At 58.0% G+C, this 26217-nt stretch carries 27 protein-coding genes; 16 read left to right on the forward strand and 11 right to left on the reverse strand.

Annotated features, from left to right (window positions below; translation table 11 throughout):
• Window positions 1-57 precede the first annotated feature (57 nt).
• From EKM04_RS02235 to EKM04_RS02245, 3 genes are all read left to right on the forward strand, one after another.
• Window positions 58-768 carry an ABC transporter ATP-binding protein gene (locus tag EKM04_RS02235; protein WP_183896415.1) on the forward strand — a complete coding sequence of 237 codons (711 nt, stop codon included), beginning with the start codon at window positions 58-60 and terminating at the stop codon, window positions 766-768.
• The gene (locus tag EKM04_RS02240; protein WP_183896413.1) at window positions 765-3323 is read left to right on the forward strand and encodes an ABC transporter permease; all 2559 of its coding nucleotides are present in this window, start codon (window positions 765-767) and stop codon (window positions 3321-3323) included. Before EKM04_RS02235 ends, EKM04_RS02240 begins: the two co-directional genes overlap by 4 nt.
• A gap of 240 nt (window positions 3324-3563) precedes the next feature.
• Complete coding sequence (locus EKM04_RS02245) at window positions 3564-4301, forward strand: Bax inhibitor-1/YccA family protein (RefSeq protein WP_183896411.1); 738 nt, start codon at window positions 3564-3566, stop codon at window positions 4299-4301.
• Between the two features lie 75 nt (window positions 4302-4376).
• Here EKM04_RS02245 and EKM04_RS02250 read toward each other — a convergent pair whose 3' ends face one another.
• The 3 genes from EKM04_RS02250 to acnA all read right to left on the reverse strand — a co-directional run bounded on the left by EKM04_RS02250 (window position 4377) and on the right by acnA (window position 8715).
• A complete protein-coding gene (locus EKM04_RS02250) occupies window positions 4377-4769 on the reverse strand; it encodes a DUF2794 domain-containing protein (RefSeq protein WP_183896409.1) in 393 nt (130 codons plus the stop codon).
• Between the two features lie 289 nt (window positions 4770-5058).
• A complete protein-coding gene (locus tag EKM04_RS02255; RefSeq protein WP_174154335.1) occupies window positions 5059-5814 on the reverse strand; it encodes a DUF1223 domain-containing protein in 756 nt (251 codons plus the stop codon).
• A gap of 207 nt (window positions 5815-6021) precedes the next feature.
• Window positions 6022-8715, reverse strand: coding sequence for an aconitate hydratase AcnA (acnA, locus tag EKM04_RS02260; RefSeq protein WP_183896406.1), 2694 nt, complete (start codon window positions 8713-8715; stop codon window positions 6022-6024).
• A gap of 271 nt (window positions 8716-8986) precedes the next feature.
• Between acnA and ccmA the strand changes: the two genes are divergently transcribed.
• From ccmA to EKM04_RS02285, 5 genes are all read left to right on the forward strand, one after another.
• A complete protein-coding gene (ccmA, locus tag EKM04_RS02265; protein WP_183896404.1) occupies window positions 8987-9628 on the forward strand; it encodes a heme ABC exporter ATP-binding protein CcmA in 642 nt (213 codons plus the stop codon).
• A 91-nt stretch (window positions 9629-9719) separates the two neighbouring features.
• Window positions 9720-10379, forward strand: coding sequence for a heme exporter protein CcmB (ccmB, locus tag EKM04_RS02270; protein WP_183896403.1), 660 nt, complete (start codon window positions 9720-9722; stop codon window positions 10377-10379).
• A gap of 45 nt (window positions 10380-10424) precedes the next feature.
• Entirely contained in the window at window positions 10425-11195 is a 771-nt protein-coding gene (locus EKM04_RS02275) for a heme ABC transporter permease (RefSeq protein WP_183896401.1), read from the forward strand.
• Window positions 11192-11368 carry a heme exporter protein CcmD gene (gene ccmD / locus EKM04_RS02280; RefSeq protein WP_174154330.1) on the forward strand — a complete coding sequence of 59 codons (177 nt, stop codon included), beginning with the start codon at window positions 11192-11194 and terminating at the stop codon, window positions 11366-11368. Before EKM04_RS02275 ends, ccmD begins: the two co-directional genes overlap by 4 nt.
• Window positions 11368-11967, forward strand: a complete 600-nt coding sequence (locus EKM04_RS02285; protein WP_412762973.1) for a DsbE family thiol:disulfide interchange protein — start codon at window positions 11368-11370, stop codon at window positions 11965-11967. The genes ccmD and EKM04_RS02285 overlap by 1 nt, the downstream gene beginning before the upstream one ends.
• A gap of 3 nt (window positions 11968-11970) precedes the next feature.
• Here the strand turns inward: EKM04_RS02285 and EKM04_RS02290 are convergent, their stop codons facing one another.
• The 6 genes from EKM04_RS02290 to EKM04_RS02315 all read right to left on the reverse strand — a co-directional run bounded on the left by EKM04_RS02290 (window position 11971) and on the right by EKM04_RS02315 (window position 18034).
• Window positions 11971-12567 carry a DUF2585 domain-containing protein gene (locus EKM04_RS02290; RefSeq protein WP_174154328.1) on the reverse strand — a complete coding sequence of 199 codons (597 nt, stop codon included), beginning with the start codon at window positions 12565-12567 and terminating at the stop codon, window positions 11971-11973.
• The gene (locus EKM04_RS02295) at window positions 12564-13214 is read right to left on the reverse strand and encodes a septation protein A (protein WP_183896399.1); all 651 of its coding nucleotides are present in this window, start codon (window positions 13212-13214) and stop codon (window positions 12564-12566) included. The genes EKM04_RS02290 and EKM04_RS02295 overlap by 4 nt, the downstream gene beginning before the upstream one ends.
• 2 nt (window positions 13215-13216) lie before the next feature.
• The gene (ftsY, locus tag EKM04_RS02300; RefSeq protein ID WP_183896397.1) at window positions 13217-14659 is read right to left on the reverse strand and encodes a signal recognition particle-docking protein FtsY; all 1443 of its coding nucleotides are present in this window, start codon (window positions 14657-14659) and stop codon (window positions 13217-13219) included.
• A gap of 20 nt (window positions 14660-14679) precedes the next feature.
• Window positions 14680-15954 (reverse strand): tRNA (N(6)-L-threonylcarbamoyladenosine(37)-C(2))-methylthiotransferase MtaB, encoded by a 1275-nt coding sequence (mtaB, locus tag EKM04_RS02305; RefSeq protein ID WP_183896396.1) that lies wholly within the window; start codon window positions 15952-15954, stop codon window positions 14680-14682.
• Window positions 15951-16853 (reverse strand): diaminopimelate epimerase, encoded by a 903-nt coding sequence (dapF, locus tag EKM04_RS02310; RefSeq protein WP_183896394.1) that lies wholly within the window; start codon window positions 16851-16853, stop codon window positions 15951-15953. Before dapF ends, mtaB begins: the two co-directional genes overlap by 4 nt.
• A gap of 110 nt (window positions 16854-16963) precedes the next feature.
• Complete coding sequence (locus EKM04_RS02315; protein WP_183896392.1) at window positions 16964-18034, reverse strand: MBL fold metallo-hydrolase; 1071 nt, start codon at window positions 18032-18034, stop codon at window positions 16964-16966.
• Window positions 18035-18372: 338 nt separating this feature from the next.
• Here EKM04_RS02315 and ffh point away from each other — a divergent pair, with 338 nt between their 5' ends.
• The 5 genes from ffh to trmD all read left to right on the forward strand — a co-directional run bounded on the left by ffh (window position 18373) and on the right by trmD (window position 22083).
• Window positions 18373-19953 (forward strand): signal recognition particle protein, encoded by a 1581-nt coding sequence (ffh, locus tag EKM04_RS02320; protein WP_183896390.1) that lies wholly within the window; start codon window positions 18373-18375, stop codon window positions 19951-19953.
• An 8-nt stretch (window positions 19954-19961) separates the two neighbouring features.
• The gene (locus tag EKM04_RS02325) at window positions 19962-20279 is read left to right on the forward strand and encodes a chorismate mutase (protein WP_174154322.1); all 318 of its coding nucleotides are present in this window, start codon (window positions 19962-19964) and stop codon (window positions 20277-20279) included.
• A 32-nt stretch (window positions 20280-20311) separates the two neighbouring features.
• Window positions 20312-20689, forward strand: a complete 378-nt coding sequence (rpsP, locus tag EKM04_RS02330; protein ID WP_174154321.1) for a 30S ribosomal protein S16 — start codon at window positions 20312-20314, stop codon at window positions 20687-20689.
• A 118-nt stretch (window positions 20690-20807) separates the two neighbouring features.
• Window positions 20808-21380: a ribosome maturation factor RimM gene (gene rimM, locus EKM04_RS02335; protein ID WP_183896388.1), complete on the forward strand. Its 573-nt coding sequence runs from the start codon at window positions 20808-20810 to the stop codon at window positions 21378-21380.
• A 1-nt stretch (window position 21381) separates the two neighbouring features.
• The gene (gene trmD, locus EKM04_RS02340; RefSeq protein ID WP_174154319.1) at window positions 21382-22083 is read left to right on the forward strand and encodes a tRNA (guanosine(37)-N1)-methyltransferase TrmD; all 702 of its coding nucleotides are present in this window, start codon (window positions 21382-21384) and stop codon (window positions 22081-22083) included.
• Here trmD and EKM04_RS02345 read toward each other — a convergent pair.
• A complete protein-coding gene (locus EKM04_RS02345; RefSeq protein WP_174154318.1) occupies window positions 22065-22811 on the reverse strand; it encodes a sulfite exporter TauE/SafE family protein in 747 nt (248 codons plus the stop codon). The two genes, trmD and EKM04_RS02345, sit on opposite strands and share 19 nt — an antisense overlap.
• Before the next feature lie 270 nt (window positions 22812-23081).
• Here EKM04_RS02345 and rplS point away from each other — a divergent pair, with 270 nt between their 5' ends.
• The 3 genes from rplS to EKM04_RS02360 all read left to right on the forward strand — a co-directional run bounded on the left by rplS (window position 23082) and on the right by EKM04_RS02360 (window position 25636).
• Window positions 23082-23648 (forward strand): 50S ribosomal protein L19, encoded by a 567-nt coding sequence (rplS, locus tag EKM04_RS02350; RefSeq protein WP_045230967.1) that lies wholly within the window; start codon window positions 23082-23084, stop codon window positions 23646-23648.
• Window positions 23649-24034: 386 nt separating this feature from the next.
• Complete coding sequence (locus EKM04_RS02355) at window positions 24035-24787, forward strand: transporter substrate-binding domain-containing protein (protein ID WP_174154467.1); 753 nt, start codon at window positions 24035-24037, stop codon at window positions 24785-24787.
• Between the two features lie 33 nt (window positions 24788-24820).
• The gene (locus tag EKM04_RS02360) at window positions 24821-25636 is read left to right on the forward strand and encodes an amino acid ABC transporter permease (RefSeq protein WP_252094033.1); all 816 of its coding nucleotides are present in this window, start codon (window positions 24821-24823) and stop codon (window positions 25634-25636) included.
• Window positions 25637-25639: 3 nt separating this feature from the next.
• Here EKM04_RS02360 and EKM04_RS02365 read toward each other — a convergent pair whose 3' ends face one another.
• Entirely contained in the window at window positions 25640-26155 is a 516-nt protein-coding gene (locus EKM04_RS02365; RefSeq protein ID WP_252094034.1) for a nuclear transport factor 2 family protein, read from the reverse strand.
• Between the last annotated feature and the right edge of the window lie 62 nt (window positions 26156-26217).

Here is a 26217-nt window from a genome sequence, read left to right on the forward strand (position 1 = left end):
TGCCGAAAGTCTGATTGCTCCCGGATTGCCATTTTCTTTTATATAGGAACGCGAATTGTGACGAAAAGCATCATTGATCTCGATAAGGCCGATCTGACACTGGGGAGTGCTGCTGCAAAGGTTCACGTTCTCAAAAGCATCGACCTCAGCATCGGTGAGGGCGAAGCTGTTGGCATCGTAGGGCCTTCCGGCTCGGGAAAATCAACCTTGCTGATGGTTCTTGCCGGGTTGGAACGGCTCGACAGTGGTGCGATCACGATTGCGGGAACGCAGCTTCACAAGCTCGGTGAAGACGCTCTCGCAGAGTTTCGCGGGCGCAATATCGGTATCGTTTTTCAGTCGTTTCATCTCATTGCCAATATGACGGCACTCGAAAACGTCGCGGTACCGCTTGAGCTCGCCAATGTGCCGAACCCGTTCGATATCGCCAAGAAAGAGCTTGTGGCGGTGGGGCTGGGCGCGCGGCTTGACCATTATCCGGGGCAGCTTTCCGGCGGTGAACAGCAGCGCGTGGCGATCGCCCGTGCGCTTGCCCCTTCACCCGCCGTGCTGATCGCCGACGAGCCGACCGGCAATCTGGATACCGACACCGGCAGGCAGATTGCCGATCTCCTGTTTTCCAAACAGGCAGAGCGCGGCATGACGATGATCCTCGTCACCCACGACGTGTCTCTTGCCGCCCGCTGCTCGCGCCAGATCAAGGTTCGTTCAGGTCAGATCGAAAGCGATAGCGCCGAACCGGTTGCTAAGCAGGCGGTCTCGATATGACATCTCTGCTCCCGTCGCTTTTCAACATCCGCAATGCCTTGCGGCTCGCCAGCCGCGAAATTCGCGGTGGTTTGCGCGGCTTCTACATTTTCCTCGCCTGCATCGCGCTGGGCACCGGCGCCATCGCAGCCGTCAATTCCGTTTCGCGCGCCGTCACCAGTTCCATCGCCACACAGGGACAGTCCATTCTGGCAGGCGACGTGCGCTTCGAGCTTCGCAACCGGGAGGCATCGCCGCAGGAGCGTGCCTACCTGGATGGTCTAGGCGAGGTCGCCATGTCGACCGGGCTGCGCTCCATGGCGCGGCTGGCTGATGGGTCACAACAGACGCTGACAGAGGTCAAGGCGGTGGACGGGGCCTATCCGCTTTTTGGTACCTTCGAGGCAGCCCCTGCCGCTCCGCTTCCCCAGCTTCTCGCCAAACAGGGGGAGGCTTATGGCGCCGTTGCAGCCCCGCTGCTTCTAGAACGGCTGGGGATCAAGCTCGGCGACGAGCTGCTGCTTGGCAATGTCAGGCTGAAGCTTACGGCAACCGTTGCCAACGAGCCGGATGCGCTGTCGGATGGGTTCGGTTTTGCCCCGCGTCTCCTCATCGGCCGCGATGCGCTGGCTGCTTCAGGCCTTATCCAGAGCGGCAGTCTTGTGGAGCATGCCTATAAGGTCCGTCTCACCGATGTCTCCAAACGGGCGACGGTGACCGATGACACCAATCGCGAGTTCCCCAGTGCCGGATGGTCCATCCGCACCAGCGACCGTGCGGCTCCCTCCCTGACGGAAAACGTCAACCGCTTCTCGCAGTTTCTGACGCTTGTGGGCCTCACTGCACTGATCGTCGGCGGTGTCGGCGTGGCCAATGCCGTGCGTGCTTTTCTTGATTCCAAACGAACGACCATCGCAGCGCTGAAATGTTTGGGCGCACCGGCCAGCGTGGTGACGATGACCTATCTGTTTCAGATCGCGTTTATCGCCGCGATCGGTATTGTTATCGGTTTGGCATTAGGGGCCATTACACCGTTGATTGCCATGCGTTTTCTTCAAGGTGTTCTCCCAGTACCGGATGAGCTGGCTATCTATCCCGGCCCGCTTTTCATGGCCGCCGTTTTCGGCCTCCTGACAACACTTGCCTTTGCCATTCTGCCTCTGGGCCAGGCGCGTGAAGTGCCTGCGACGGCACTGTTTCGTGAGCAGGGCTTCGAGGAAAACAAGCTGCCCTCATGGCCCTATCTGGTCGCGACGGCGCTGCTTTTGGCGACACTTGCCGGTCTTGCTATCTACACGTCGGAAGAACGTTTCATCGCATCCATCTTTCTGGGCGCCGTGGCTTTCGCATTCATCGTTCTGCGTCTGGTGGCCTGGGGTATCAAAGCTCTTGCCAAGCGAAGCCCGCGTGTTCACTCGGCAGCGCTTCGGCTTGCCATCGGCAATATTCACCGTCCCGGCGCGCTCACGCCATCTGTTGTATTGTCGCTCGGTCTCGGCCTGACGCTTTTGGTGACGTTAACGTTGATCGACGGTAATTTACGGCGTGAGCTGACCGGCAGTCTGCCAGAACGGGCGCCCAACTTCTTCTTCGTGGATATTCAAAGCACCGACCGCGACGGTTTTCGCGACCTCGTCAAGCGCGAAGCGCCTGAGGGTACATTGACCGAAGTCCCTATGCTGCGTGGTCGCATCCTCGCCTTCAATGGTCAGGACGTGACCAAAATGGAGGTGCCGGCAGCAGGCCGTTGGGTGCTACGCGGAGATCGCGGTATCACTTACGCTGAAGATCTGCCCGACAATGCCAAGCTGTCTCAGGGCACATGGTGGGAGAAAGATTATAGCGGCGAACCGCTCGTTTCCTTTGCGGCGGAAGAGGCGGGTGAGCTAGGCCTGAAGATCGGAGACAGCGTCACCATCAATGTGCTGGGGCGCAACATCACGGCCAAGATCGCCAACCTGCGCGACGTGCGATGGGAATCACTGTCGCTCAATTTCGTCATGGTGTTTTCACCCAACACGTTCCGCGGGGCGCCGCACGCCTGGCTGGCAACGCTTGCCGATCCATCCGCGACGCCTGCCGAGGAAGGCGAAATTCTGCGGACCATCACCAATGCCTATCCGACGATCACCAGCGTCAGGGTCAAGGATGCCCTCGATGTGGTGAACCGCCTTGTCGGTCAGCTAGCGACCGCTATTCGTGCGGCAGCGGCAGTGGCCTTGATTGCCTCGGTTTTGGTTCTGGCAGGCGCGCTTGCTGCGGGCAACCGGGCACGAACCCATGATGCCGTGATCCTGAAGACGTTGGGTGGCACCCGCGCCATGCTCATCCGTGCGTTTTCCTACGAATACATAATCCTTGGGCTGGCGACGGCCGTCTTCGCGCTGGCGGCAGGCGGCGCTTCTGCGTGGTTCGTCATTGCGCGCATCATGAAGCTGCCCTCGAGCTTCCTCCCGGACGTCGCAATCGGCACCATCGTCATTGCGCTGGTCATGACCGTCGGTATCGGGTTGATTGGGACATGGCGAATTCTGGGACAGAAGGCGGCACCGGTTCTGAGACTGGCCGGAGAGTAATACGAAAAGTTGTGCGCCACTTAACTTTAACGATTAAATGGGCATCCTGATCGCCAAAACGTTATCGCTTTTCGCGCATACGGTGTTTTTTCGGTTCTGAAAGCTCTTGTATCTAGGAAGTGATATCATCATATTCTTCGGTAGGCTTGCTGTAGCTCCGCAGCGGCGCCTGGGGTATGGTCTTGAAAGTACGACGATATGCCGACACCGTAGCAATTTCGGAGCTCAAAAGAGGTAACAATGTCTGACTTCAACAATTACCAGAACCGTATGGCCCAGGGTCATGCACAGTCTGGTGCGATGATCGATGAAGGTCTTCGGACCTATATGCTGAAGGTTTATAACCTGATGGCACTCGCGCTGGTCATCACTGGCGTGGCGTCTTTCGCCACTTACACTCTGGCGGTCACCAATCCGGCTTTCGCCCAGCTGCTTTATGGCTCGCCGCTGAAGTGGGTGGTGATGTTTGCTCCGCTCGGACTGGTGCTCTTCCTGAGCTTCCGCATCCAGAACATGAGCGTGTCTGCAGCACAGGCGACCTTTTGGGGTTATGCTGCGCTGATGGGCGTATCGCTGTCGTCGATCTTCCTGGTCTATACCGGCCAGAGCATCGTCCAGACGTTCTTCATCACCGCTGCTTCCTTCGGCGCGCTGTCGCTTTACGGCTACACGACGAAGAAGGACCTGTCGGGCATGGGCTCGTTCCTGATCATGGGCCTGTTCGGTCTGATCATCGCGTCCATCGTCAACATATTCCTGCAGTCGTCCGCCATGGGCTTTGCGATCTCCGCCATCGGCGTGCTGATCTTCGCGGGACTGACCGCCTACGACACGCAGAAGATCAAGGAAATGTATTTCGACGGTGACGACGTTGCCACGGCTGGCCGCAAGGCCATCATGGGTGCACTGACGCTCTACCTCGACTTCATCAACCTGTTCATGTTCCTGCTGCAGTTTCTTGGAAACCGCGACAAGTAAGGAAGACCGGTTGACACAGACATGGACAGGGCGGCTTTCGGGCCGCCTTTTTCTTTGTCTCCGACATTGCGATGATTATTTGATCAGCTTCAGAACCTTGTCGAAGACCTTCAGCACCTGCGCCAGCTCCTGCCCGCGCTTCAAGATGCGGCCATCGACATTGATGACGCTGTAAGCGCCCTGCTTGGCGGCAAGTTTCGGATTCTTCTCAATGCGGAAGAGCGGCATTTCACCAGAGCGTTTGAACACGGAAAAGACGGCTTTTTCCTTGAGATGATCGATGGCGTAGTCCCGCCATTCTCCTTCACCCACCATCTGGCCGTAGACGCGCAAAATAGCATCCAGCTCACGGCGGTGGAACGTGACCGGCAAGGGGTCCCTGCTTTGCCTGTATTCGCCGATATCGACAATGGAGGGGTTGTCGGTGTGAGATGGACTTGATCGCTGCAAATCCGATTGATCCGTCATCAGACAACCTCGCTCAACTGCAAATGACATCTGTACGACAGTTTGACGCCGACCTGACCAAATTGCAAGCCTCGCATCATCAGCAGAGCAAGCTCAATCTGGTTATGTTTTAGGGAAATCCGATACGTGCAATTGCCCTATTTCGGTCAAATCATGGCCCGATTTGGATGGGATATCGTTATCGTCAATTGATGCTTCGGCACCAAAATGACCCGGTCCGGAGCATTGACCCTTTACCCCCAGCCCCCAATGCCCGGATCGGATCTTCTGACCCGCCCGAGGGTAAAACTCAGCTTCCCGACGTCATAAGAACACTTGCACCGATGATCGCGGCGGGATTGCCCTGCGCGTCCGTCGTTTGCAACAGGATCGCACAGCCGCCGGTCTTGGCCTTGCTCATCACGCTGGCGGGTAGTTTCACCGTCATGGATTTCCCATCCCACATGCCCACAGTCTGAACGTCGTAAACACTATGCCAGTAGGAAATCTTCTTACCTTCGTTCTCGCCCTTCTGGACGTCAACGACTTGCTCGCGGTTAAAATAAGCGACGATGACATCGGCCTTGCCTCGGCCGGCACCAATGTCGATGGCGATCTCGTCTGCTACACGCTGCGCCTTCACGGGCACGCTTAAGCCTTCGCCAGCGCTCCTGAAGGTATCGATCCTGTTGTAAATCGCCTGGACATCAGCACCCTTGACGTGATCGCGACCGTTGACCACGGCCTGCGGCGTATAGACGTTGTTGCGACCCAGGGCTCGCGCATAGCCGTATTGGCGTTCGGTGTTTTCCTTGGACGCCAGCGAATCTGCCCAGCCAAGATAATTCCAGTAATCCACGTGGTAAGACAGGCCTATCACATCGCCCTTCTGGATCAGCTTGCGCAATGCCTCGTCGGCAGGCGGGCAGGACGCGCAGCCTTGCGATGTGAAGAGTTCGACGACGCCTTTGACCTCTTGCTCCTGCGCTTGCAGGGGCGCGGCAGCCAGCATGCCGAGCATGCACAGCGAGAGACCAAATGTCAGAGACCCGTATTTCAGAGACATTGCAAAACCCTTGTCTGGATGCGTCTCCAGACCATTGATTGCTATCAATTCATGTCGGGATGCGCTGGGGAAAATAGCGCCGAAATCCCTTCAATAGAAAGTCACGATGGGGTGAGGCCGATTACGAGACATCCATGTGTTTCAGCCACCTCTCCACGCAAAAACGCCGGGATTGCTCCCGGCGTTCTCTGTTCGATCCGTCAGATCCTATGCAGCAAGATCGCGAAGAACGGTTTGCAGAATGCCACCATTGTTCATGTAGATCACTTCATCCAGCGTATCGATACGGCAAAGGAGCGGAACTTCCTTAACGGTACCATCACCGTAGGTGATCTTGGCAATCTTCTTCTCGCGCGGTTTGATGTCACCTTCGAGACCATCGATCTCGACCGTTTCATCGCCCTTCAGGTTGAGGCTGGCCCATGTGGTGCCTTCCTCAAAGGTGAACGGCACGACGCCCATGCCGACGAGGTTGGAGCGGTGGATACGCTCAAACGACTGCGCAATCACAGCCTTTACGCCCAGGAGGTTGGTACCCTTGGCGGCCCAGTCACGAGAAGAGCCGTTGCCGTATTCGACGCCAGCGAAGATGACGAGCGGAGTGCCCTCGGCCTTGTACTGCATGGCCGCATCGTAAATCGACATTTCTTCCTTGGATGGATAGTGGATGGTGTAGCCACCTTCCTTACCATTTGGCCCAAGCATGTGATTACGAATACGGATGTTGGCGAAGGTGCCGCGCATCATCACTTCGTGGTTGCCACGGCGTGTGCCGTACTGGTTGAAGTCGGCAACGCCCACGCCATTGTCGGTGAGATAAGCGCCGGCAGGTGACGCAGCCTTGATCGAACCGGCCGGGGAAATATGGTCGGTGGTGATCTTGTCGCCGAAGAGACCGAGAACCCGCGCGCCCTTGATGTTCTTCAGGCCGGTGCCGGTCTTGCCCATGCCTACGAAGTATGGCGGGTTCTGGACGTAGGTGGACTGGTCGTCCCACGCGTAGGTCTGGCCCGGAGGAACCTGAACGGCCTGCCAGTTCTCGTCGCCCTTGAACACGTCAGCGTATCTGGACTCATAGAGTTCACGCGTGACGTATTTCAGGATGAATTCCTGAATTTCGGCAGATGTCGGCCAGATATCCTTTAGGAAAACGGGTTCTCCGTCAGAACCGATACCGAGCGGCTCGGTGGTCAGGTCTTTCTGAACCGTGCCGGCCAGCGCGTAGGCAACAACCAGCGGCGGGGAGGCGAGGTAGTTCGCCTGAACGTCCGGCGAGATACGGCCTTCGAAGTTACGGTTGCCGGAGAGAACACCAGCCGTGATCAGGCCTTTGTCGTTGATGGTCTTGGAAATCGGCGCAGGCAGCGGACCGGAGTTACCGATGCAGGTCGTGCAGCCGAAACCGACTAGGTTGAATCCGATCGCATCCAGATCTTTCTGAAGCCCGGACTTTTCGAGGTATTCACCAACAACCTGGGATCCTGGTGCCAGCGATGTCTTGACCCAGGGCTTGGATGTCAGGCCCTTCGCCACGGCGTTGCGGGCCAGAAGACCGGCAGCGATCAGCACGGAAGGGTTTGACGTGTTGGTGCAGGATGTGATGGCAGCAATGGCAACGTCGCCATGGCCAAGATCAAAATCGGTGCCTTCGACAGGATAGCGATTGTCGAGCTGGCCGGGCTTCTTGTACTCGGTTTCAAGGGACGTCGCAAAACCGGAAGCAATACCTTCCAGCGAGATGCGGCCTTCTGGACGCTTTGGACCAGCCATGGATGGCACGACTTCGCCGAGGTCGAGTTCCAGTGTGTCGGTGAAGACGAGTTCGGCGCCGTCACCGGTGCGCCACATGTCCTGCGCCTTCGAGTAGGCTTCAACCAGTGCGATTCGGTCCTTGGTGCGGCCAGACATGGTCAGGTAGTTGATGGTTTCGCCATCGACCGGGAAGAAGCCACAGGTGGCGCCGTATTCCGGACCCATGTTGCCGATCGTGGCACGGTCGGCCAGTGTCATCGAATCAAGGCCAGGACCGAAGAACTCGACGAACTTGGAAACAACGCCCTTCTTGCGCAGCATCTGCACGACGGTCAGGACGAGGTCGGTCGCAGTCACGCCTTCCTTGACCTTGCCGGTCAGCTTGAAGCCGATCACTTCAGGCAGAAGCATGGAAACCGGCTGGCCGAGCATGGCCGCTTCGGCTTCGATACCGCCAACGCCCCAGCCCAAGACGCCCAGACCATTGATCATGGTGGTGTGGCTGTCCGTGCCGACGCATGTGTCGGGGTAAGCGATGGTCTCGCCGTCTTCTTCTTTCGTCCAGACGGTCTGGCCGAGATATTCGAGGTTTACCTGGTGACAGATGCCTGTGCCGGGCGGAACAACGCGGAAGTTTTTGAACGCCTGCTGGCCCCATTTCAGGAAACGGTAGCGTTCGCCGTTGCGCTGATATTCCAGCTCCACGTTGCGAGCGAAGGCGTTCGGCGTGCCAAACTCATCGACGATCACCGAGTGATCGATGACCAGATCGACAGGCACCAGCGGATTGATCTTCTCAGGATCACCACCCAGAGCCACCATCGCATCGCGCATGGCGGCAAGGTCGACCACGGCTGGAACGCCCGTGAAGTCCTGCATCAGAACGCGGGCAGGGCGGTAGGCGATTTCGTTTTCAACGCGGCCCTTGTTGTTCAGCCAGTCGGCAACAGCCGTGATATGCTCCCTGGTGACGGTCTGGCCGTCTTCGAAACGCAGCAGGTTCTCAAGCAGAACCTTCATCGAATAGGGAAGCTTGGAAACGCCTGTCAGGCCGTTTGCTTCTGCCTTGGGCAAACTGAAATAAACATAATCCTTACCGTCAACGGTAAGAATGGAGCGACAATTGAAACTGTCAAGAGATTTAGCCACGGATGAAAACCCCGCTTCCTCTGATAGCCAACACGCGCGTGCGGACCCCTGTGCACAGATGCACATCAGGATTGCGGGTACGGTCATTTCCGCTGTCCGCACGAGACGCTGCTTTCGCAACGTCAGGTCCGGCGCCGTATGATGATCACGCCGACCGCTGGCGTGGTTGACACCCATATAGATAATTTATGAGAAACGTGCCAGACCGGAAAAAGGCCTAAATCGATTTTTTTCCCATCGAGATGATTAAAATCTTAAACGAGATGATTCCATGCTGCTGACAGCAGAAAATCTTTCCGCCCGGCGTGGGGATGATTTGATATTCATGAATGTTTCCTTCAAGTTAACGAGCGGTGAGGCGCTCGTGCTGACAGGGCCGAATGGATCGGGAAAGTCCACGCTCCTGCGCGTCGTTGCCGGGCTTTTGCGGCCTGACGCGGGTAGCGTGACGATAGCCGGCGAAGGAATTGAAAAGGGTGCTTCCGTCGGCGAGGCCAGTCATTATCTGGGCCATAAGAATGCAATGAAGCAGGAACTCACGGTTTTTGAAAATCTTGCCTTTTGGAAGGATTTTCTGGGTGATTGTCATGGTGAGGTATCTCTGGGTGTCGAGCACGCTGCTGAAGTCGTCGGTTTGGCCGGCATCACTCATCTCCCATTCGGCTATCTCTCCGCAGGTCAGCAGCGCCGATTCGCTATGGCGAAGTTGCTGGTCGCGTGGCGGCCGATCTGGATTCTGGATGAACCGACCGCAGCACTCGATGCAAGCGCCGATCTGATGTTTACAGGGCTGGTGAAGGCGCATCTGGCCAAGGGTGGCATGGCCGTGGCCGCCACCCACCAGCCGCTGGGGCTGGACCATGCGCAGGAATTGCGAATGACCGGCTTTGCGGGCGCGGAGGAGGCATGGTGATGACAGGGTTCAGGCTCGGCTTAGCAATTGTGGGTGTGACTAACCCTCTCCCAATTCCTCCTGCATCATCATTGCACCTCAGAGCGAACTCATGATCGCCCTTTTCCTCCGCGATCTGAAACTCTCCATCCGGTCAGGCGGCGGGGCTCTCATCGGTGTGCTGTTTTTCATGACAGTCGTTGCCGTCATCCCTTTCGGCGTCGGCCCGGACCTCAATCTCCTGTCGCGAATCGGCCCTGCGATCGTCTGGATCGGTGCACTTCTGGCAGCCCTTCTGGGCCTTGACCGGCTGTTTCAGGCGGAGCGCGATGACGGTTCACTCGATCTGATTCTGATGCAGGAAAATCCATTGGTGCTGACGGTTCTCGTCAAGTGTCTTGCGCACTGGACGGCCACCAGTCTGCCGTTGGTCATCGCCTCGCCGCTGCTCGGCTTGTTCATGAATATGAGCGAGGCGGCAATCGGTGCCGTCATGGTGACCCTTCTCGTCGGTTCTCCGGCGCTCACTTTCATCGGCGCGGTGGGTGCGGCGGTGGCGGTTGCGTTGCCGCGGGGCGGGCTGCTGGTCTCGATTCTCGTTCTGCCCCTGTGTATTCCTGTGCTGATTTTTGGCGTCAGCGCATCCTATGCCGCCGTTCAGGACCCCGCACCTTTCATGCCGCCCTTTCTTATCCTGATCGCCATCACGCTCTTTTCATCGGTCGTTGGCCCGTTCTTTGCCGCTTTGGCATTGCGCAGTTCTGTGGATTGATAAGGATCAATTGCCGTCACCCCGATCTGCTTGTAGAAAGACGCCATGAGCGACAAAAGCCTTGCCATTACCAAGTTTAGCGACCTTGCCAACCCGACGCGGTTCCTGGCATTGGCATCTCGTCTCTTGCCTTGGCTGGCAGTGCTGTCTGCGCTCTGTCTTGCCGCTGGCCTCTATATGGCCTTCACGACCGATAGTGATTACCAGCAGGGCAATACGGTGCGCATCATGTATGTGCATGTGCCCGCCGCTTGGCTTGCCATGATGTGCTATACGGTCATGGCGGTCGCTGCGATCGGCACGCTGGTCTGGCGGCACCCCTTGGCCGACGTCGCCCATAAATCCGCAACGCCGATTGGGGCTGCCTTCACGCTCATTGCGCTCGTCACCGGCTCCCTGTGGGGCAAGCCCATGTGGGGCACATGGTGGGTGTGGGATGCGCGGCTGACCTCGGTTTTCATCCTGTTTTTGATGTATCTCGGCCTTATCGCCTTTAACAAGGCGATGGACGATCCATCCAAGGCAGCCCGCGTCAGCGCGGTGCTGATCCTCGTCGGTTTCGTCAACATTCCTATCATCAAGTTTTCGGTCGAGTGGTGGAACACGCTGCACCAGCCCGCCAGCGTTCTGCGTTTGAGCGGCCCCGCTATTGCGACGGAATTCTTGTGGCCGTTGCTGACCATGGCCATCGGCTTCACATTCTTGTTTTTCACCCTGCACCTTGCCGCCATGCGCAATGAAATCTGGCGCAGACGCGTTGCCGTACAGCGTCGACTGGCTGCACGTATGGCGAGCCGTGAGAAAGTCAGATCATGAGCCACGCATTTTATATCGGCATGTCCTACGGTCTTACCGGGCTGATCATTGCCCTTCTCATCGGTTGGATCATCATGGATGGTCGTGCCCGCCAACGCGAAATGGCAGAGCTCGAAGCATCCGGCGTTCGCCGCAGGGGACGTAGCGCCTCCGTGGAGCAGCCGACACCATGATGAAAGACACGCAAACACCCCCCCCTCCCTCGCGCGGGAGGTCACGTTACATTCTAGCGCTTTTGCCGCTGCTGGCCTTCGCGGGCTTCGCCGCTATTGCCGCGAAGATGCTATATGAGCAGGACGTCAACGGTCTTGATGTCAGCGCCATTCCATCGGCGCTGCTCAATACGAAGGCGCCTTCCTTGTCGTTGCCGCCGCTTGAGCGTGCCAATGTTCCGGCACTGACGGATGCTGCCATTGAAGGCAAGCTAACCCTCGTCAACGTCTTTGCATCCTGGTGCGTGCCTTGCAGGCAGGAACATCCTATGTTGAAGGAACTGGCAAAGGATGAGCGGCTGAACATCGTCGGCATCAACTACAAGGATAAATCCGATAATGCCCTGCGGTTTCTGGGTGAACTCGGCAATCCCTATGCCGCCATCGGTATCGATCCGAATGGCAAGGCCGCCATCGACTGGGGTGTCTATGGTATCCCCGAGACATATCTCGTCGCTAAGGATGGGACCATTGTGTACAAGAAGGTCGGCCCCATCGATGCCGCGACCTATGAACGCGACCTCATTCCCGCCATCGAAAGGGCCGCTGTCGCCGATTGATTTTTAAGAGGCGGGAAGCGCGTTCTGCCATTCCTTGATCGCGTCTACGGGCGAAATGAGCATCAGGACATTGAGGGTGAGGTTGTCGCGGATGAGCCAGCCGGTGAAAACCTCGAACACAATGGCGACGACGATCGTCACCCAGATCGGCATGCGTGCCGCGAAGAAGAACCCAAGCATCATGAACACGGTGTCCATGGCCGAGTTTATGATGCTGTCGCCGCTGTAACCCAGCGCCATGGTGGCATTGCGGTAGCGGTCGATGATCACAGGTGAATTCTCAAGCAGTTCCCACGCAGCCTCGATCAGAACGGCAAAGGACAGGCGCATGGAGGTTGGCTGTTTGCGAAACAGCAGCCCGGCCAGCCCGTAAAACAGAAAGCCGTGGATGATGTGCGATGGGGTGTACCAATCGGCCAAATGCTGGGAATTGCCGGGCGTGTTCACGCCCGGCTCGAACAGCTTCACGTAACCGCATTCGCAGATCGGCAGACGACCCATGAAATAGAGGATGACGATCTGCAGAAGCAGGAGACCGGCTGCAACGCCAAACCAGATGTGGGAAGACGAGCGGGTGCCGGGCATCTGCGCAGAGGTCATTTCTTGTCTTTCGTCAAAGGCTCGATCGAGTGTTTCATAATGAGAGGCATCTGCGCCATGGTGAAGAGAATGGTGATGGGCATGGTGCCCCAGACCTTGAAGGCGACCCATGTGTCGGTGGAAAAACCGCGCCAGACGACTTCATTCAGGACGGCGAGAAACAGAAAGAAAAAGCCCCAGCGAAAGGTCAGCTTGCGCCAGCCTTCTTCATTCAGCTTGAAGGCCGAATTGAAGACGTAACCGAGCAGGGATTGGCCAAACAGCAGCCCGCCCAGAAGGATGACACCGAACAGCGCGTTGACGATTGTCGGCTTCATCTTGATGAAGGTGTCGTTCTGCAGATAAAGCGTCAGTGCCCCGAAGACGAGAACGACGATACCCGAGATCAGCGGCATCATCGGAAGGGTGCGGGTGAGAATCCACGAGACTGTCAGCGCGAGAGCCGTGGCGATCATGAACAGGCCGGTAGCGATAAAGATCGGCCCGCCGAATTCGGTCAGAACGGGAAATGTCTTTGCCAGCCACTCGCCACGGGAATTGGCGAAGAAGAACACGACCAGTGGTCCAAGCTCCAGCACGAATTTCAACAGCGGACTGACCTCACGGACCATTTTTTCGCTTTCGCGCTGATTGCTCTCCACATCCATCGTCATACTCCCGCAATCGCCTTGGCGAAATCTTCCGCTTCAAATGGCTCCAGATCGTCCACGCCCTCACCCACGCCGATGAAATAGACCGGCAGTTTGTGTTTGGCAGCGATGGCGACAAGGATACCCCCGCGCGCCGTGCCATCCAATTTTGTCATAATCAGGCCGGACACGCCCGCGACATTGCGGAATATTTCCACCTGATTGAGAGCGTTCTGTCCGGTGGTCGCATCCAGCGTCTGAAGCACGGTGTGCGGCGCTTCGGGATCAAGCTTGCCCAGCACGCGCACGATTTTCTCAAGTTCGGCCATCAGCTCCGTCTTGTTTTGCAAACGGCCAGCCGTATCGATGATCAGAACATCACTTTTCTTCGCGAGCGCTTGCTCGTACGCATCATAGGCTAGCCCTGCTGCGTCTGCACCCAGCTTGGTGCCGATAAATTCCGAACCCGTGCGGTCGGCCCAAATCTTCAATTGCTCGATGGCGGCTGCTCGGAAGGTATCGCCTGCGGCCAGCATGACCTTGAGACCAGAGCCGGACAGCTTGGCTGCGAGCTTGCCGATGGTGGTCGTCTTGCCGGTGCCGTTGACGCCGACGACGAGAATGACATGCGGCTTATGGGAGAGGTCGAGTTCCAGAGGCTTGGCAACAGGCGTCAGGACCTTTGTAATTTCGCCCGCCATGATGCGAGCGACGTCTTCGCCGCTGACATCCTTGCCGTAGCGTTCGGATGACAAGGCCCCGGTGATGCGCATGGCAGTTTCCAGACCGAGATCAGATTGGATCAGCAGATCTTCCAACTCATCCAGCGTGTCTTCATCCAGCTTCCGCTTGGTGAAGAGTGCCGAGATCTGGCTCGTCAGTTGTGAGGACGTGCGCGACAGGCCTGCGCGCAAACGCTGGAACCATGACAGCTTTTTTTCCGGTGCGACCTCGATCGGTTCTACCCGCTCGCTCGACAGGGAAAAGCCTTTTGGAAGAACTGACGGGACTGGCAGAGCGTCGACCGCCTCCGGTTCCATGGCGGCTTCGGCCTCATCCAGCAATGCGTCCATGGCACCGGTGTCCAGTGGTGCGTCCGGGTCGGTCAGTTCCGGTGTTGCGGGCAGGTCCGCCTCAGCTTCCGCCTGTAACAGCGAAAGCGGAACCATGCCGATATCGCCGACCTGTTCTGGGCCGGGAAGGAGAGGGGCATCCTCTTCCGCTTCTTCCTCTAATAACGCTGCGTCGCTGGCTGGGTCCGGGGCGGGGCCACCTGCAGTTTCCATTTCAAGCCCGGAAACGGGGTCTTTTGCCGAGAGCGCGTGCGCTTCGGCTTCGATCAGAACCTCTTCAAAGGATGAGTTGACATCGCTTTTTTTGATTGTGGAATCGCTATCCGGCTTGTCCGTCTCGGTCTTGTCCTTGCCGAAGGAGAAGACTTTTTTGATGAAGCCGATTGCCATGATTATTCCGTATCGTTCGGTCAGGCCGCTTCTGCTGCCAGACACTGCATGTCTAAGTGTTTTCCGTTGTGACCCGTAATCACAACCTGCGCAAGGGTGCGGGGCGGAAGATCGGGTGCAGCAACGAGCGTGAAGTTGTCGGTGTGGGCAAAGCCGTTATTCTCAACGAGGATGGTCTGCCGACTGCCGACCATGTTGGCAAGATGCACCTGCTGCAGAGCCTCGCCGCGCTCGCGAAGTCTGGCGGCCCGGTTTTTCACCAAACCACGGTCCAGTTGCGGCATGCGCGCGGCGGGAGTTCCGGGGCGCGGGCTATAAGGAAAGACATGGAGGTTGGAAATGCCGCATTCTTCCGCAAGAGTTGCGGCATTTTCGAACATTTTCTCGGTTTCTGTCGGAAAACCAGCGATCATATCCGCGCCGAAAGCGATTTCGGGCCTCAACGATTTGACCTGATGACAGAAGGCGATGGCATCTGCGCGCATATGGCGGCGCTTCATGCGTTTGAGGATCATGTCGTCGCCATGCTGGAGCGACAGATGCAGGTGCGGCATGAAGCGCGGCTCGTCTGCGATCAGGTCAAGCAGATGATGGTCTGCCTCGATGCTGTCGATGGAGGATAGGCGCAGGCGCAGGATGTCCGGTACTTGTCTCAGCAAAGTCTTGGCAAGGTATCCAAGGGACGGTTCCCCCGGAAGATCTGCGCCATAGCTGGTCGCATCGACCCCCGTCAGAACGATTTCGCAATAGCCGTTTTCGGTCAGCTTGCGGGCCTGTTCGACCACGGCACCCATGGGCACTGAGCGCGAATTGCCGCGACCATAGGGAATGATGCAGAAGGTGCAGCGGTGGTCGCAGCCGTTCTGCACCTGAATGAAGGCGCGCACATGCCCGTCGATATGCTTGATCATCTGCGGCGCGGTGGCCTTGATGCTCATGATATCGTTGACACGTAGCTTTTCTTCCGCTGAAACGCCAAAATCTGGCAGCGCCCGGTAGGAGGCGCTTTTCAGCTTCTCCTCGTTGCCCAGCACGACATCGACTTCCGGCATTTCGGCGAAGGTCTGCTTTTCGGTCTGAGCGGCGCAACCGGTGACGATGATGCGCGCATGCGGATTTTCGCGTCTTGCGCGACGAATGGCGGCGCGGGCCTGACGCACGGCCTCGCCTGTGACGGCGCAGGTATTGACCAGCACTGCGTTGTTCAGCCCCGCCTTTTCAGCTTCAGACCGCATGACTTCGGATTCGTAGGTGTTGAGACGACAGCCGAAGGTTATGACATCGACGCCGCTCATAGCGCCGCCTTTGCTTGCGCCGCATCGCGGCTCCAGGCGCCGGTTTCGGGATCGGCCCGGCCTGACCATTCCCATTCTGCGGGACCCGTCATGACGACGTGATTGTCGTGTCGCCATTCGATGATGAGGGGAATGCGAACGGGGCTGGAAGCCACATCGATCTCGACGGTGCGACCGGTGCGACCCGTGCGGGCAGCAGAAACGGCAGCGGCGCAGGCGGCGGAACCACAGGCCAGCGTCAGACCCGCGCCGCGCTCGAAGGTGCGGGTGCGCAAGGCGGTGTCGGAGACGACCTGGGCCAGCGTGATGTTGGCCTTTTCCGGGAACATCGGATGGTTTTCCAGCAGCGGACCGAAACGCTCCAGATCAAACGTCATCGGATCGTTGGTCACCCAGAAGACCGCATGCGGATTGCCCATGGACATGACAGCGGGCGAATGCAGGACGGGGTTGTCGATCGGCCCGATCTGAAGCTCTATGCGGCTGGTATCGTAGAACTCTTCGGAAAGCGGTATATCGTCCCAACGGAAGCGTGGCAGGCCCATATCGACCGATATCATGCCGTTTTCGTGCTCGCTGGCGTTCAAAATGCCAGCCACGGTCTGGAAGGTGAAGGTCTTCTTGCCGGTCTCGGATGCCAGCGCCTGCACGACACAGCGTGTGCCGTTTCCGCAGGCCTGCGCCTTTGTGCCGTCGCAATTGAGGATGTCGATATAGGCGTCCGTTCCCTGCGCCCGGGGATCGTGGATGGCCATGATCTGGTCGAACGCGGTTTCGGGATCGGAATTCAGCGCAATCGCCGCCTGCGGTGTGACCATGTCTTTGCGTCCGCGCATATCGACAACGAGAATCTTGTTGCCAAGGCCGTTCATCTTCGCAAATTCGACCGTATCAGACATGCCCTAAACCCGTTTGAGATATATGCGCGCGACAACCGTATTTTCCCCTATATGGCGGAAATGCGCGCACATTACCAGTCTGGACCAGTCTGGGTACTTCCAACTGGTCGTCAGACGTAGGGTACGTCGAAGACCTCACTTGGGCGCATGGGGCGAAAGCGATCCTGAGCGACACCATGCTCGCTCAAGGCTGTTTTCAGCGCAATGATCGGCGCGTCGATTGCTTCATCAGTGAGCTGGACGGTGCCCCAGTGGTGTCCACAGGCGTAGGCGGCATTGCAAATCTTCATGCCTTCCACAGCCTCTGTCGGGTTCTGGTGGTGGCCTTTCATGAACCAGCGCGGCTCGTAGGCCCCGAATGGCAGATTTGCGAGGCGGAAACTGCCGTGTTTCTTGGCCGCAGCGTGATAATTCAGACCGCTGTGAAAGCCGGTGTCGCCAATGTGGTAGATTTTACCGCCCAGTGTTTCGATGACGAAGGCCGACCACAGCGCCATACGGCGGTCGTTCACCCCGCGCGCCGACCAGTGATGGCAGGGCTCGAAATGGATTTTCACGTCTGGCGCCACGTTCAGCACGTCACCCCAATCACCCACTGAAATCTTCGCCGCTTCGACGCGTGTGCGAATGATGACATCATTGCCGAGCGGCGTGATGAAGTGCGGCTTGTGGTGGATGTGCAGCTGCTGAAGCGTTTCCATATCCAGATGGTCGTAATGATTATGTGTGATCAGCACGAGATCGATGGGCGGCAAATCGTTGAAGCGGATACCGGGTGGATTGACGCGCTTGGGTCCGGCGAAGCTGACAGGGCTGGTTCGCTCCGACCAGACGGGATCGACCAGAATGTTCATGCCTGCCGTCTGAATGAGAAAGGATGCGTGGCCGATGAATGTCACCCGCAAATCTTTCCCGTCCACGCGTTCAGCGGGCTTTACGAAGGGAAATGGGCTGGGATAGGTTTCAGGCCACGTTGCCTTCTGTCCATCGAAGCGCCACTTCATCAGGTCGAGAAAGCCATTGGGCGCCTCGCCGCCGGGGTTGAAGAAGCGCTTGCCGTCGAAGTGATCCGACGTCGGGCCACTATAATAGGCACTGGCACGGGATTGGCGTGCATAAAGGCCGCCACCGGCTAGGAGGGCACCAAGGAAGGAAAGTTTGAAGAGCGCGCGTCGTTTCATGACGAAGCTATATGCCGTGCGCCATCGCCTCTTCAAGCGGGCAGATGCGTATAGGTGTTATTTTCACGAAGACGTCAGCGGTTACGTCCGTGTCAAAAATCCATGCTTTGCCTTGACTCTCTCAGCCTTTTCCTGTTAACCGGCGCTCATCAGCTGGCAGTTTCATGACCGCAGCCGCCGACCGGGACCCGCAAGGTATAAAGAGATCCTGGAGGCAAACATCCGACAGCGCAATGCGCCCTCGGGTGCTTTTTGGCTATGCCCCTTCCTGGGCGTCTTGTTTTTGGCAGCAAAACCACCGACGTTTCGGAAACCCCGGAACGAAGAAGGATGACGCGATGTTTGAAAACCTCCAGGACCGCCTTGGCTCCATTTTAAATGGACTGACCGGCCGTGGCGCGCTTTCGGAAGCCGATGTGACGGCGGCCCTGCGCGAGGTTCGTCGTGCGCTGCTGGAAGCGGACGTTGCGCTGGAAGTCGTGCGGTCCTTTACCGACAAGGTGCGTGAGAAGGCCGTGGGTGCCTCGGTTCTCAAAGCGATCAAGCCCGGCCAGATGGTCGTCAAGATCGTTCATGACGAGCTGGTCGAGATGCTGGGCTCCGAAGGCGTGGCGATCGATCTTCATGCGGCGGCCCCCGTCGTCATCATGATGGTGGGCCTGCAAGGCTCTGGTAAGACGACCACCACCGGCAAGATCGCCAAGCGCCTGACCGACCGCGACAAGAAGAAGGTGCTGATGGCATCCCTCGACACGCGTCGTCCGGCAGCGCAGGAGCAGCTTCGTCAACTCGGCGTTCAGACCGGCGTCGATACGCTACCGATCATTGCGGGACAATCGCCGACCGATATCGCCTCGCGCGCCGTGCAGGCCGCCAAGCTCGGCGGCCATGATGTCGTGATCCTCGATACAGCCGGTCGTACCCACATCGACGAGCCGTTGATGATGGAAATGGCGGACATCAAGAAAAATGCCAAGCCGCATGAAATTCTGCTGGTTGCCGACAGCCTGACAGGTCAGGACGCCGTCAATCTGGCCCGGAATTTCGATGAGCGCGTTGGTATCACCGGCCTCGTACTCACCCGTATGGACGGCGATGGCCGCGGCGGTGCTGCCCTTTCGATGCGGGCTGTCACCGGCAAGCCGATCAAGCTGATCGGTACCGGCGAGCGCATGGGTGAACTGGACGAGTTCCATCCGCGCCGTATCGCCGACCGTATTCTCGGGATGGGCGATATTGTTTCGCTGGTCGAAAAAGCTGCTGAAAACATCGATGCGGAAAAAGCCGCAGCGATGGCCAAGAAGATGCAGTCGGGCAAGTTCGATCTGAACGATCTGGCCGATCAGTTGGGCCAGATGAAAAAGATGGGCGGCATGGGCGGCATCATGGGCCTGATGCCAGGCATGTCCGGCATGAAGGACAAGATGGCCGCTTCAGGCCTCAACGACAAGATGTTCGACCGCCAGATCGCCATCATCTCGTCCATGACCAAGGCCGAGCGCGCCAATCCCGACATGCTCAAGCACAGCCGTAAGAAGCGCATCGCTGCCGGTTCCGGCACGGATGCGGCCGAAATCAACAAGCTGCTCAAGATGCATCGCGGTATGGCCGACATGATGAAGGCCATGGGCGGCAAGGGCAAGGGCGGCATCATGAAGCAGATGATGGGCGGCCTTGCGGGCAAGATGGGTCTTGGCGGTGGAATGGGCGGCCTACGGGGCGGGATGCCTGATCTGGCCAATATGGACCCCAAGCAGCTCGAAGCGCTTCAAAAGCAGGCGGAGGCCGCGGGTCTGGGCAAACCAGGTGGTATGCCACAAGGTCTTGGTGGCATGGGCGGTCTTCCCGGTTTGGGCGGACCCAAGTTGCCGGGCCTCGGCGGACTTCCGGGTCTTCCGGGTTTTGGCAAAAAGAAGTGAGTGCTGTCATGACCGATGCAGACGTAAAGGCTCAACTTTCACAATATCGCCAGTCCATCGACAATATCGATGCTGCCTTGGTGCATATGCTTGCGGAACGGTTCCAGCGCACCAAAGCGGTTGGCGTTTTGAAAGCAACTCACGAATTGCCGCCGGCAGACCCGGCGCGCGAGGAATACCAGATCGAACGCCTGCGCCATCTGGCAAAGGCCGCCGATCTGGACCCGGATTTTGCTGAGAAGTTCCTGAACTTCATCATCAAGGAAGTCATCCGGCATCATGAAGCCATTGCCGCTGAACACAACGGCACCGACAAGACCGCCTGACCGGCGGGCAAGCCATTATAAGGAGAAACAACATGGCACTGAAAATTCGTCTCGCACGCGGTGGTTCCAAGAAGCGCCCGTACTACCAAATCGTCGTTGCTGACGCCCGTTCGCCACGCGACGGCCGTTTCCTCGAGAAGGTCGGTTCCTGGAATCCAATGCTTGCCAAGGACAATGCTGATCGCGTCCAGATCAACGGCGACCTCGTCAAGGAATGGATCGCCAAGGGCGCACAGCCGACAGACCGCGTTCTGCGCTTCCTTTCAGAGGCTGGCATCGTGACGCGCGACGCGCGCAACAACCCTGAAAAGGCAAAGCCAGGCAAGAAGGCAGTCGAGCGCATTGCCGAGAAGAAGCAGAAGGCCGATGATGCCGCTGCTGCTGCCGCAGAAGCAACTGCAGCCGAATAAGTCCGGTTTGCACGATTTGAACGGGTGGTGTGGATTTCCGCGCCACCCGTTTGTGTTTATTTTGACGGCAACATGCCGTACATAGATTTTAAAAGACGAACACCGAAACGGACGACCGATGGCAAAGCTGGAAAACCCCATTCTCATGGCCAAGATTGGCGCGGCACAAGGGCTGCGTGGCGAAGTGCGGGTCAGCTCTTTCACGGATGATCCGACCGCATTGGGAGAATATGGCAACCTGATTGCCAGCGATGGCCGGGTGTTCGAGATTCTCGAGATACGCGAAGCAAAGACGGTGGTGATCGTGCGCTTTCGTGGGGTCAACGACCGCAATGCTGCTGAAGCTCTGAACGGGCTGGAACTGTTCATCGAGCGTGACAATCTGCCCGACGACGATCTGGACGAAGACGAATTCTATTACACCGATCTGGAAGGGCTGGAAGCCGTCGACGCCGAGGGCAATAGCTATGGTTCCGTTGCTGCCGTTCATGATTTCGGCGCGGGTGATCTGCTGGAGCTGAAAGGCGCTGGTCGGCGTCCGACGCTTATTCCATTTTCCGAAGCGGCGGTTCTGGAAATCGACCTTGAAGGTGGAAAGATCCTGATCGATCCGCTGGCGGCTGGCTTGGTCGATAATCCAGATGACGGCAAGGACGACCCGGATCATCCGATCTTCGGCAAGAAAAAATAACATGACATTCAAGGCAACCGTGCTGACACTCTACCCGGACATGTTTCCGGGGCATCTCGGCCATTCGCTGGCGGGCCGGGCGCTGGAGCGAGGTCAGTGGCAGATCGAGCCTGTGCAAATCCGCGATTTCGCCACCGACAAGCACCGCAGCGTGGATGATACGCCAGCCGGCGGTGGCGCCGGCATGGTGCTGAAGCCGGATGTGCTGGCAGCGGCGATAGACGATGTTTCAGACGGCGGTTCAAGGCCAAGGCTTTTGATGAGCCCGCGTGGCAAGCCTTTGACGCAGGAACGCGTGCGTGACCTTGCGCAAGGCGAAGGCGTCATCATCATCTGCGGTCGTTTCGAGGGCGTTGACCAGCGGGTGATCGATGCCCGTAACCTCGAAGAGGTGTCCATAGGCGATTATATTCTGTCCGGTGGTGAGCCAGCGGCATTGACGCTCTTGGATGCCGTGGTGCGCATTCTGCCCGGTGTGATGGGCAATGATCTCTCCGGCGTTCATGAAAGCTTCGAAGGCGGCCTTCTGGAACATCCGCATTATACCCGCCCGCAAGTGTGGGAACAGCGCGACATTCCCGCCGTTTTGACGTCTGGAAACCACAAGGCCATCGATACCTGGCGTCATGAGCAGGCGGTCGCGCTAACACGGGAGCGCCGTCCCGATCTTTTGGAAACGCCTGCTCAGGTCGAGACGAAATAATAGACCGATAGCAATAGTCCGACCGAGATCACCAAAGCGCGGATGATCCATTGTGGCACGCGCCGCGCAATATAAACGCCGCTGTAACCGCCAAGCGCGGAAGCCGGGATCATGATCAGCGCTGCGGGCCAAGCCAAGACGCCACCGCCCACGAATACCACGATGGCGACGGCTGCGATGACGACCGCAAGCAGGTTCTTGAGCGCGTTGAGGTGGTGATAACTTCCACCTGCCGTCAATCCCAGCATGGCCAGCATCATGATGCCCATGCCCGCCCCGAAGAAGCCGCCATAGATCGAGGTGAAGAACTGCCCGACGAGGCTGGCGGCATTGCCGGGAACGCGTTCTGCATTTGCGCGGGGCCGCAGCCAAGGACCAGCCGCAAACAGAAGCGTAGCGGCAAGCAACAGCCAGGGCACGAGCTGGCGAAAAGCGGGATTGTCCAGCGACAGAAGCAGGAGCGCACCAGCAGTCGAACCAGCGATGGAGAGCAGGGCCAGAAAAACGGCGCTTTTCCAGTGTGTGCGAATTTCCGGCCAATAGGCGATGACGGATGTCACGTAGCCTGGAAATTGCACGATGGAAGAGGTTGCGTTGGCCGAAATCGGCGCGATGCCGGCTATCGTCATGGCCCCGAAGGTCAGGAACGTGCCACCACCTGCGATGGCGTTGACTGCACCGGACAGAAAGCCGCTGGCAAGCAGCAGAAGAATGATGAACAAAGACATGGCTCCTCCCGGCGCATCCTGCGCCCGTCTCACTCCATATCCGTTGACGTGATTGCCGACAATTCGCTCATGACCGACAAAATAATCTTGTAAAAGGGATGACAAATGCGCCGTCTTGCTGTAATGGCCCGCGTGGAACTGGGGTTTACCCCTTTAACCGCAAGCAAAGAATAGTGAACCCGCTCCTGCCGCAAGGCATGGTCCCGAGACCTGGTTTCAAGGGATGACAGTTGAGCGCTCTGGCTGTTTCAGAAGAACTCAGAGGTTAATATGACCAACATTATAGAACAGCTGGAAGCCGAACAGGCTGCCAAGATTGAAGCGAAGCGCAAGCTTCCAGAATTTTCCCCAGGTGACACCGTTCGCGTCAACGTGCGCGTGACGGAAGGTACACGTACGCGTGTACAGGCTTACGAAGGCGTCGTTATCGCCCGTTCCGGCGGCGGCATCAACGAGAGCTTCACCGTTCGCAAGATTTCCTATGGCGAAGGCGTCGAGCGCGTATTCCCGGTTTACTCGCCGTTGGTTGAAGGCGTTGAAATCGTTCGCCGCGGTAAGGTCCGTCGCGCGAAGCTCTACTACCTGCGCGACCGTCGCGGCAAGTCTGCCCGTATCGTTGAAGACACTGGCGTTCGCGCTCGCAAGCTCAACGATGGCGAGCGTCAGGCCGCCGCCGAAGAAAAGGCACGCATCGAAGCTGAAAAGGTTGCAGCAGCTCAGGCTCTGGCCGCTGAAAAGGCCGCAGCAGAAGCTGCTGAAGCCAAGGCAGCCGAAGAAGCCGCAGCAGCAAAGGCCGCTGAAGAGGCTGCGAAGCCTGCCGAAGGCGCAGCTGAATAAGTTTTTCCGGTTTTCGGAAATTTTGATAAAGGCGGTCTTCGGGCCGCCTTTTGTTTTTGATGCGTGATGTCTGCTGGCGTTTGTTGTTGGTGGGTGTGGCTTGCCCCCCTCTACCCTGCCGGGCATCTCCCCCTCAGGTGGGGAGATCGACTCGTGGATCGCGCCCAGCCATCTTGAACGCTGCGGGAAGAGTGGTGAGCATTCGTCTTGCTAATCTCCCCCCTTGAGGGGGGAGATGCCCGGCAGGGCAGAGGGGGGGTAGGCAAAGCCTACCATCCAATGCACTCTTGCTCTCACGCTTCAAACCATGTCATTTTCCCGCATTGCCAGCAGGAGACACGCCATTGCTCAGACGCTCTTTTCTCATCGCCATTGCCGCAACGCTTATGTCGCACGTGATTTCCTTTGCCGCCGAACTGCCGGACCTCAAGGAGAGGACCGTCGTTGTCGTTACCGAAAACGCCTATCCGCCGCTGCAATTTGTCGATCCCACATCCGGCGCAGCTATCGGGTGGGAATATGATGCGATGGGCGAGATTGCCAAGCGGCTGAATTTCAAGGTCGAGTATCAGAACACATCCTGGGATGCGATGATTCAGGCGGTGTCTGATGGGCAGTACGATATCGGCATGACCGGCATCAGCATCAAGGACGAGCGTAAAGAGAAGGTGGACTTTTCCGATCCTTACATGCGCTCGGAAATGTTTATGCTGGTGCGTGCCGACGAGACGCGCTTTACCGATGCCAAGAGCTTTGCAGCCTTCGACAAGGGGCTTGTGGGTGCGCAGGCGGGTACGACGCCGTTCTATACCGTTGTCTACGACGTGCTTGACGGAAACGAGCAGAACCCACGCGTAAAGCTGATGGAGACCTTCGGTGCGACCGTGCAGGCGCTGAAGACCGGCGATGTCGATCTGGTGCTGACAGATGGCGTTGCGGGTAAGGGTTATGTGGAGGCATCCGGCGGGGCATTGAAGCTGATCGGCGGCCCCTTGGGTGGCGATGATTTCGGCTTCATCTTCAAGAAGGGGTCCGATCTGGTCGCCCCCGTGAACGCCGCAATTGCGGCGCTGAAGGCGGATGGCACTTTCGCTAGGCTCGAAAAGAAGTGGTTTCTGGATTACAAGCTTGGCCAGTAAGCGGATGTGGCCCGACCAGCGAAAGACGGGCGCGTGAGCGTCCGCCGCCAACCCTCCGCTTCCGATGATTTTCCATGGTGGCTGGTAGCGATCATTGCCATCGGGCTTGTGCTGGCCGTCCTGATTGCAATGAACGGCCTCTACACACAGGTGTTCAACACGGTCATCAAGGGTGTCGGCATGACGGTGTTCGTCACCTTGGTGGCGTTTGCGCTGGCATCGCTGTGGGGGCTGGTGATTGCCGTGCTTGGCATGGCTGACCACATCCTCCCGCGCCAGATTGCTCGTTTCTATATCGAAACGGTGCGCGGCATTCCGGTTCTCGTCGTGCTGTTCTTTATCGCCTTCGTCGGCGCGCCTGCTGTTGTCGGTGCGATCAACTGGATGATGACGCCGCTGGTTCAGGCTGGATGGATGGAGGCAATGCTGGTGAGGGATTTTTCGCTGACCTGGCGCGCCATTCTGGCCCTGACAATCTGCTACGCTGCTTTCATCGCTGAAATCTTCCGGGCCGGGATAGAGGCCGTGGATCAGGGGCAGATCGAGGCGGCCAAGGCGCTGGGCCTCAATCGCTTCCAGCGCTTTCGGCTGGTGATTTTTCCGCAGGCGATCCGCACGATCTTTCCGCCGCTATCGAATGATTTCGTGTCGATGGTGAAGGATAGCTCTCTCGTATCGGTTCTGGGCGTGATGGATATCACCCAACTGGGCAAGGTCTACGCTGCCGGATCGTTCCGGTTTTTCGAAACCTATTCCATCGTCGCCTATATCTATCTCATACTGACGCTTGGGCTCTCGCTGGTGCTGCGGCGTGTAGAAAGATCGCTACGCCGCAGTCCAAGGGGATAGAGCTTACTGATCTTTCAGCGCTGAATCCCAGTGTTCGTCGGCCTTGCCATCGACGAAGCGCCATGTGTCGAACCACGTCGTCGTATAGGTTTTGGTCGGGTCTTTCGGGTCCTTGACCTCACGCACGAAGCCGACGGTGACGAGATCGCCCTCTGCCGTGACGAAGACGACGGGTGAGCTGATTTTATCGGGGATTGGCTTTTTTTCGACTTTCAGGACTTCGGTGAAGAACTTGATCACGCCATCGCGTCCCGATGCGGCGTTTGGATTGTGCTGAATATAACGTTCGGTCAGGTATTGGTCGGCTTTGTCCCAATGGCCAGCCTCCAACAGATCGCGGATGATCTTGTAGGTCACCTGCTTGTTGGCATTCAGCTTGGGGTCTGGACTGGTGAAGAGGGCTTCCGCATCCGCTGCCTTGACGACGGCCTCCTGCGCATAAGCGGGAAGGGTGGCAAGTGAGAAAGCTGGCAGTGCCAGTGTGAAGCTTAGGGCCATGTTTCTGATAAGGCGGATCACGGTGTTCTCCTGTCGTGCGCTGCGGTGGATGCACGAACCATAGGGCGCGGAGAATGGCGCCG

This window comes from Rhizobium skierniewicense Ch11 (assembly GCF_023757665.1).
In the GTDB taxonomy this organism is placed as follows: Bacteria; Pseudomonadota; Alphaproteobacteria; order Rhizobiales; family Rhizobiaceae; genus Agrobacterium; species Agrobacterium skierniewicense.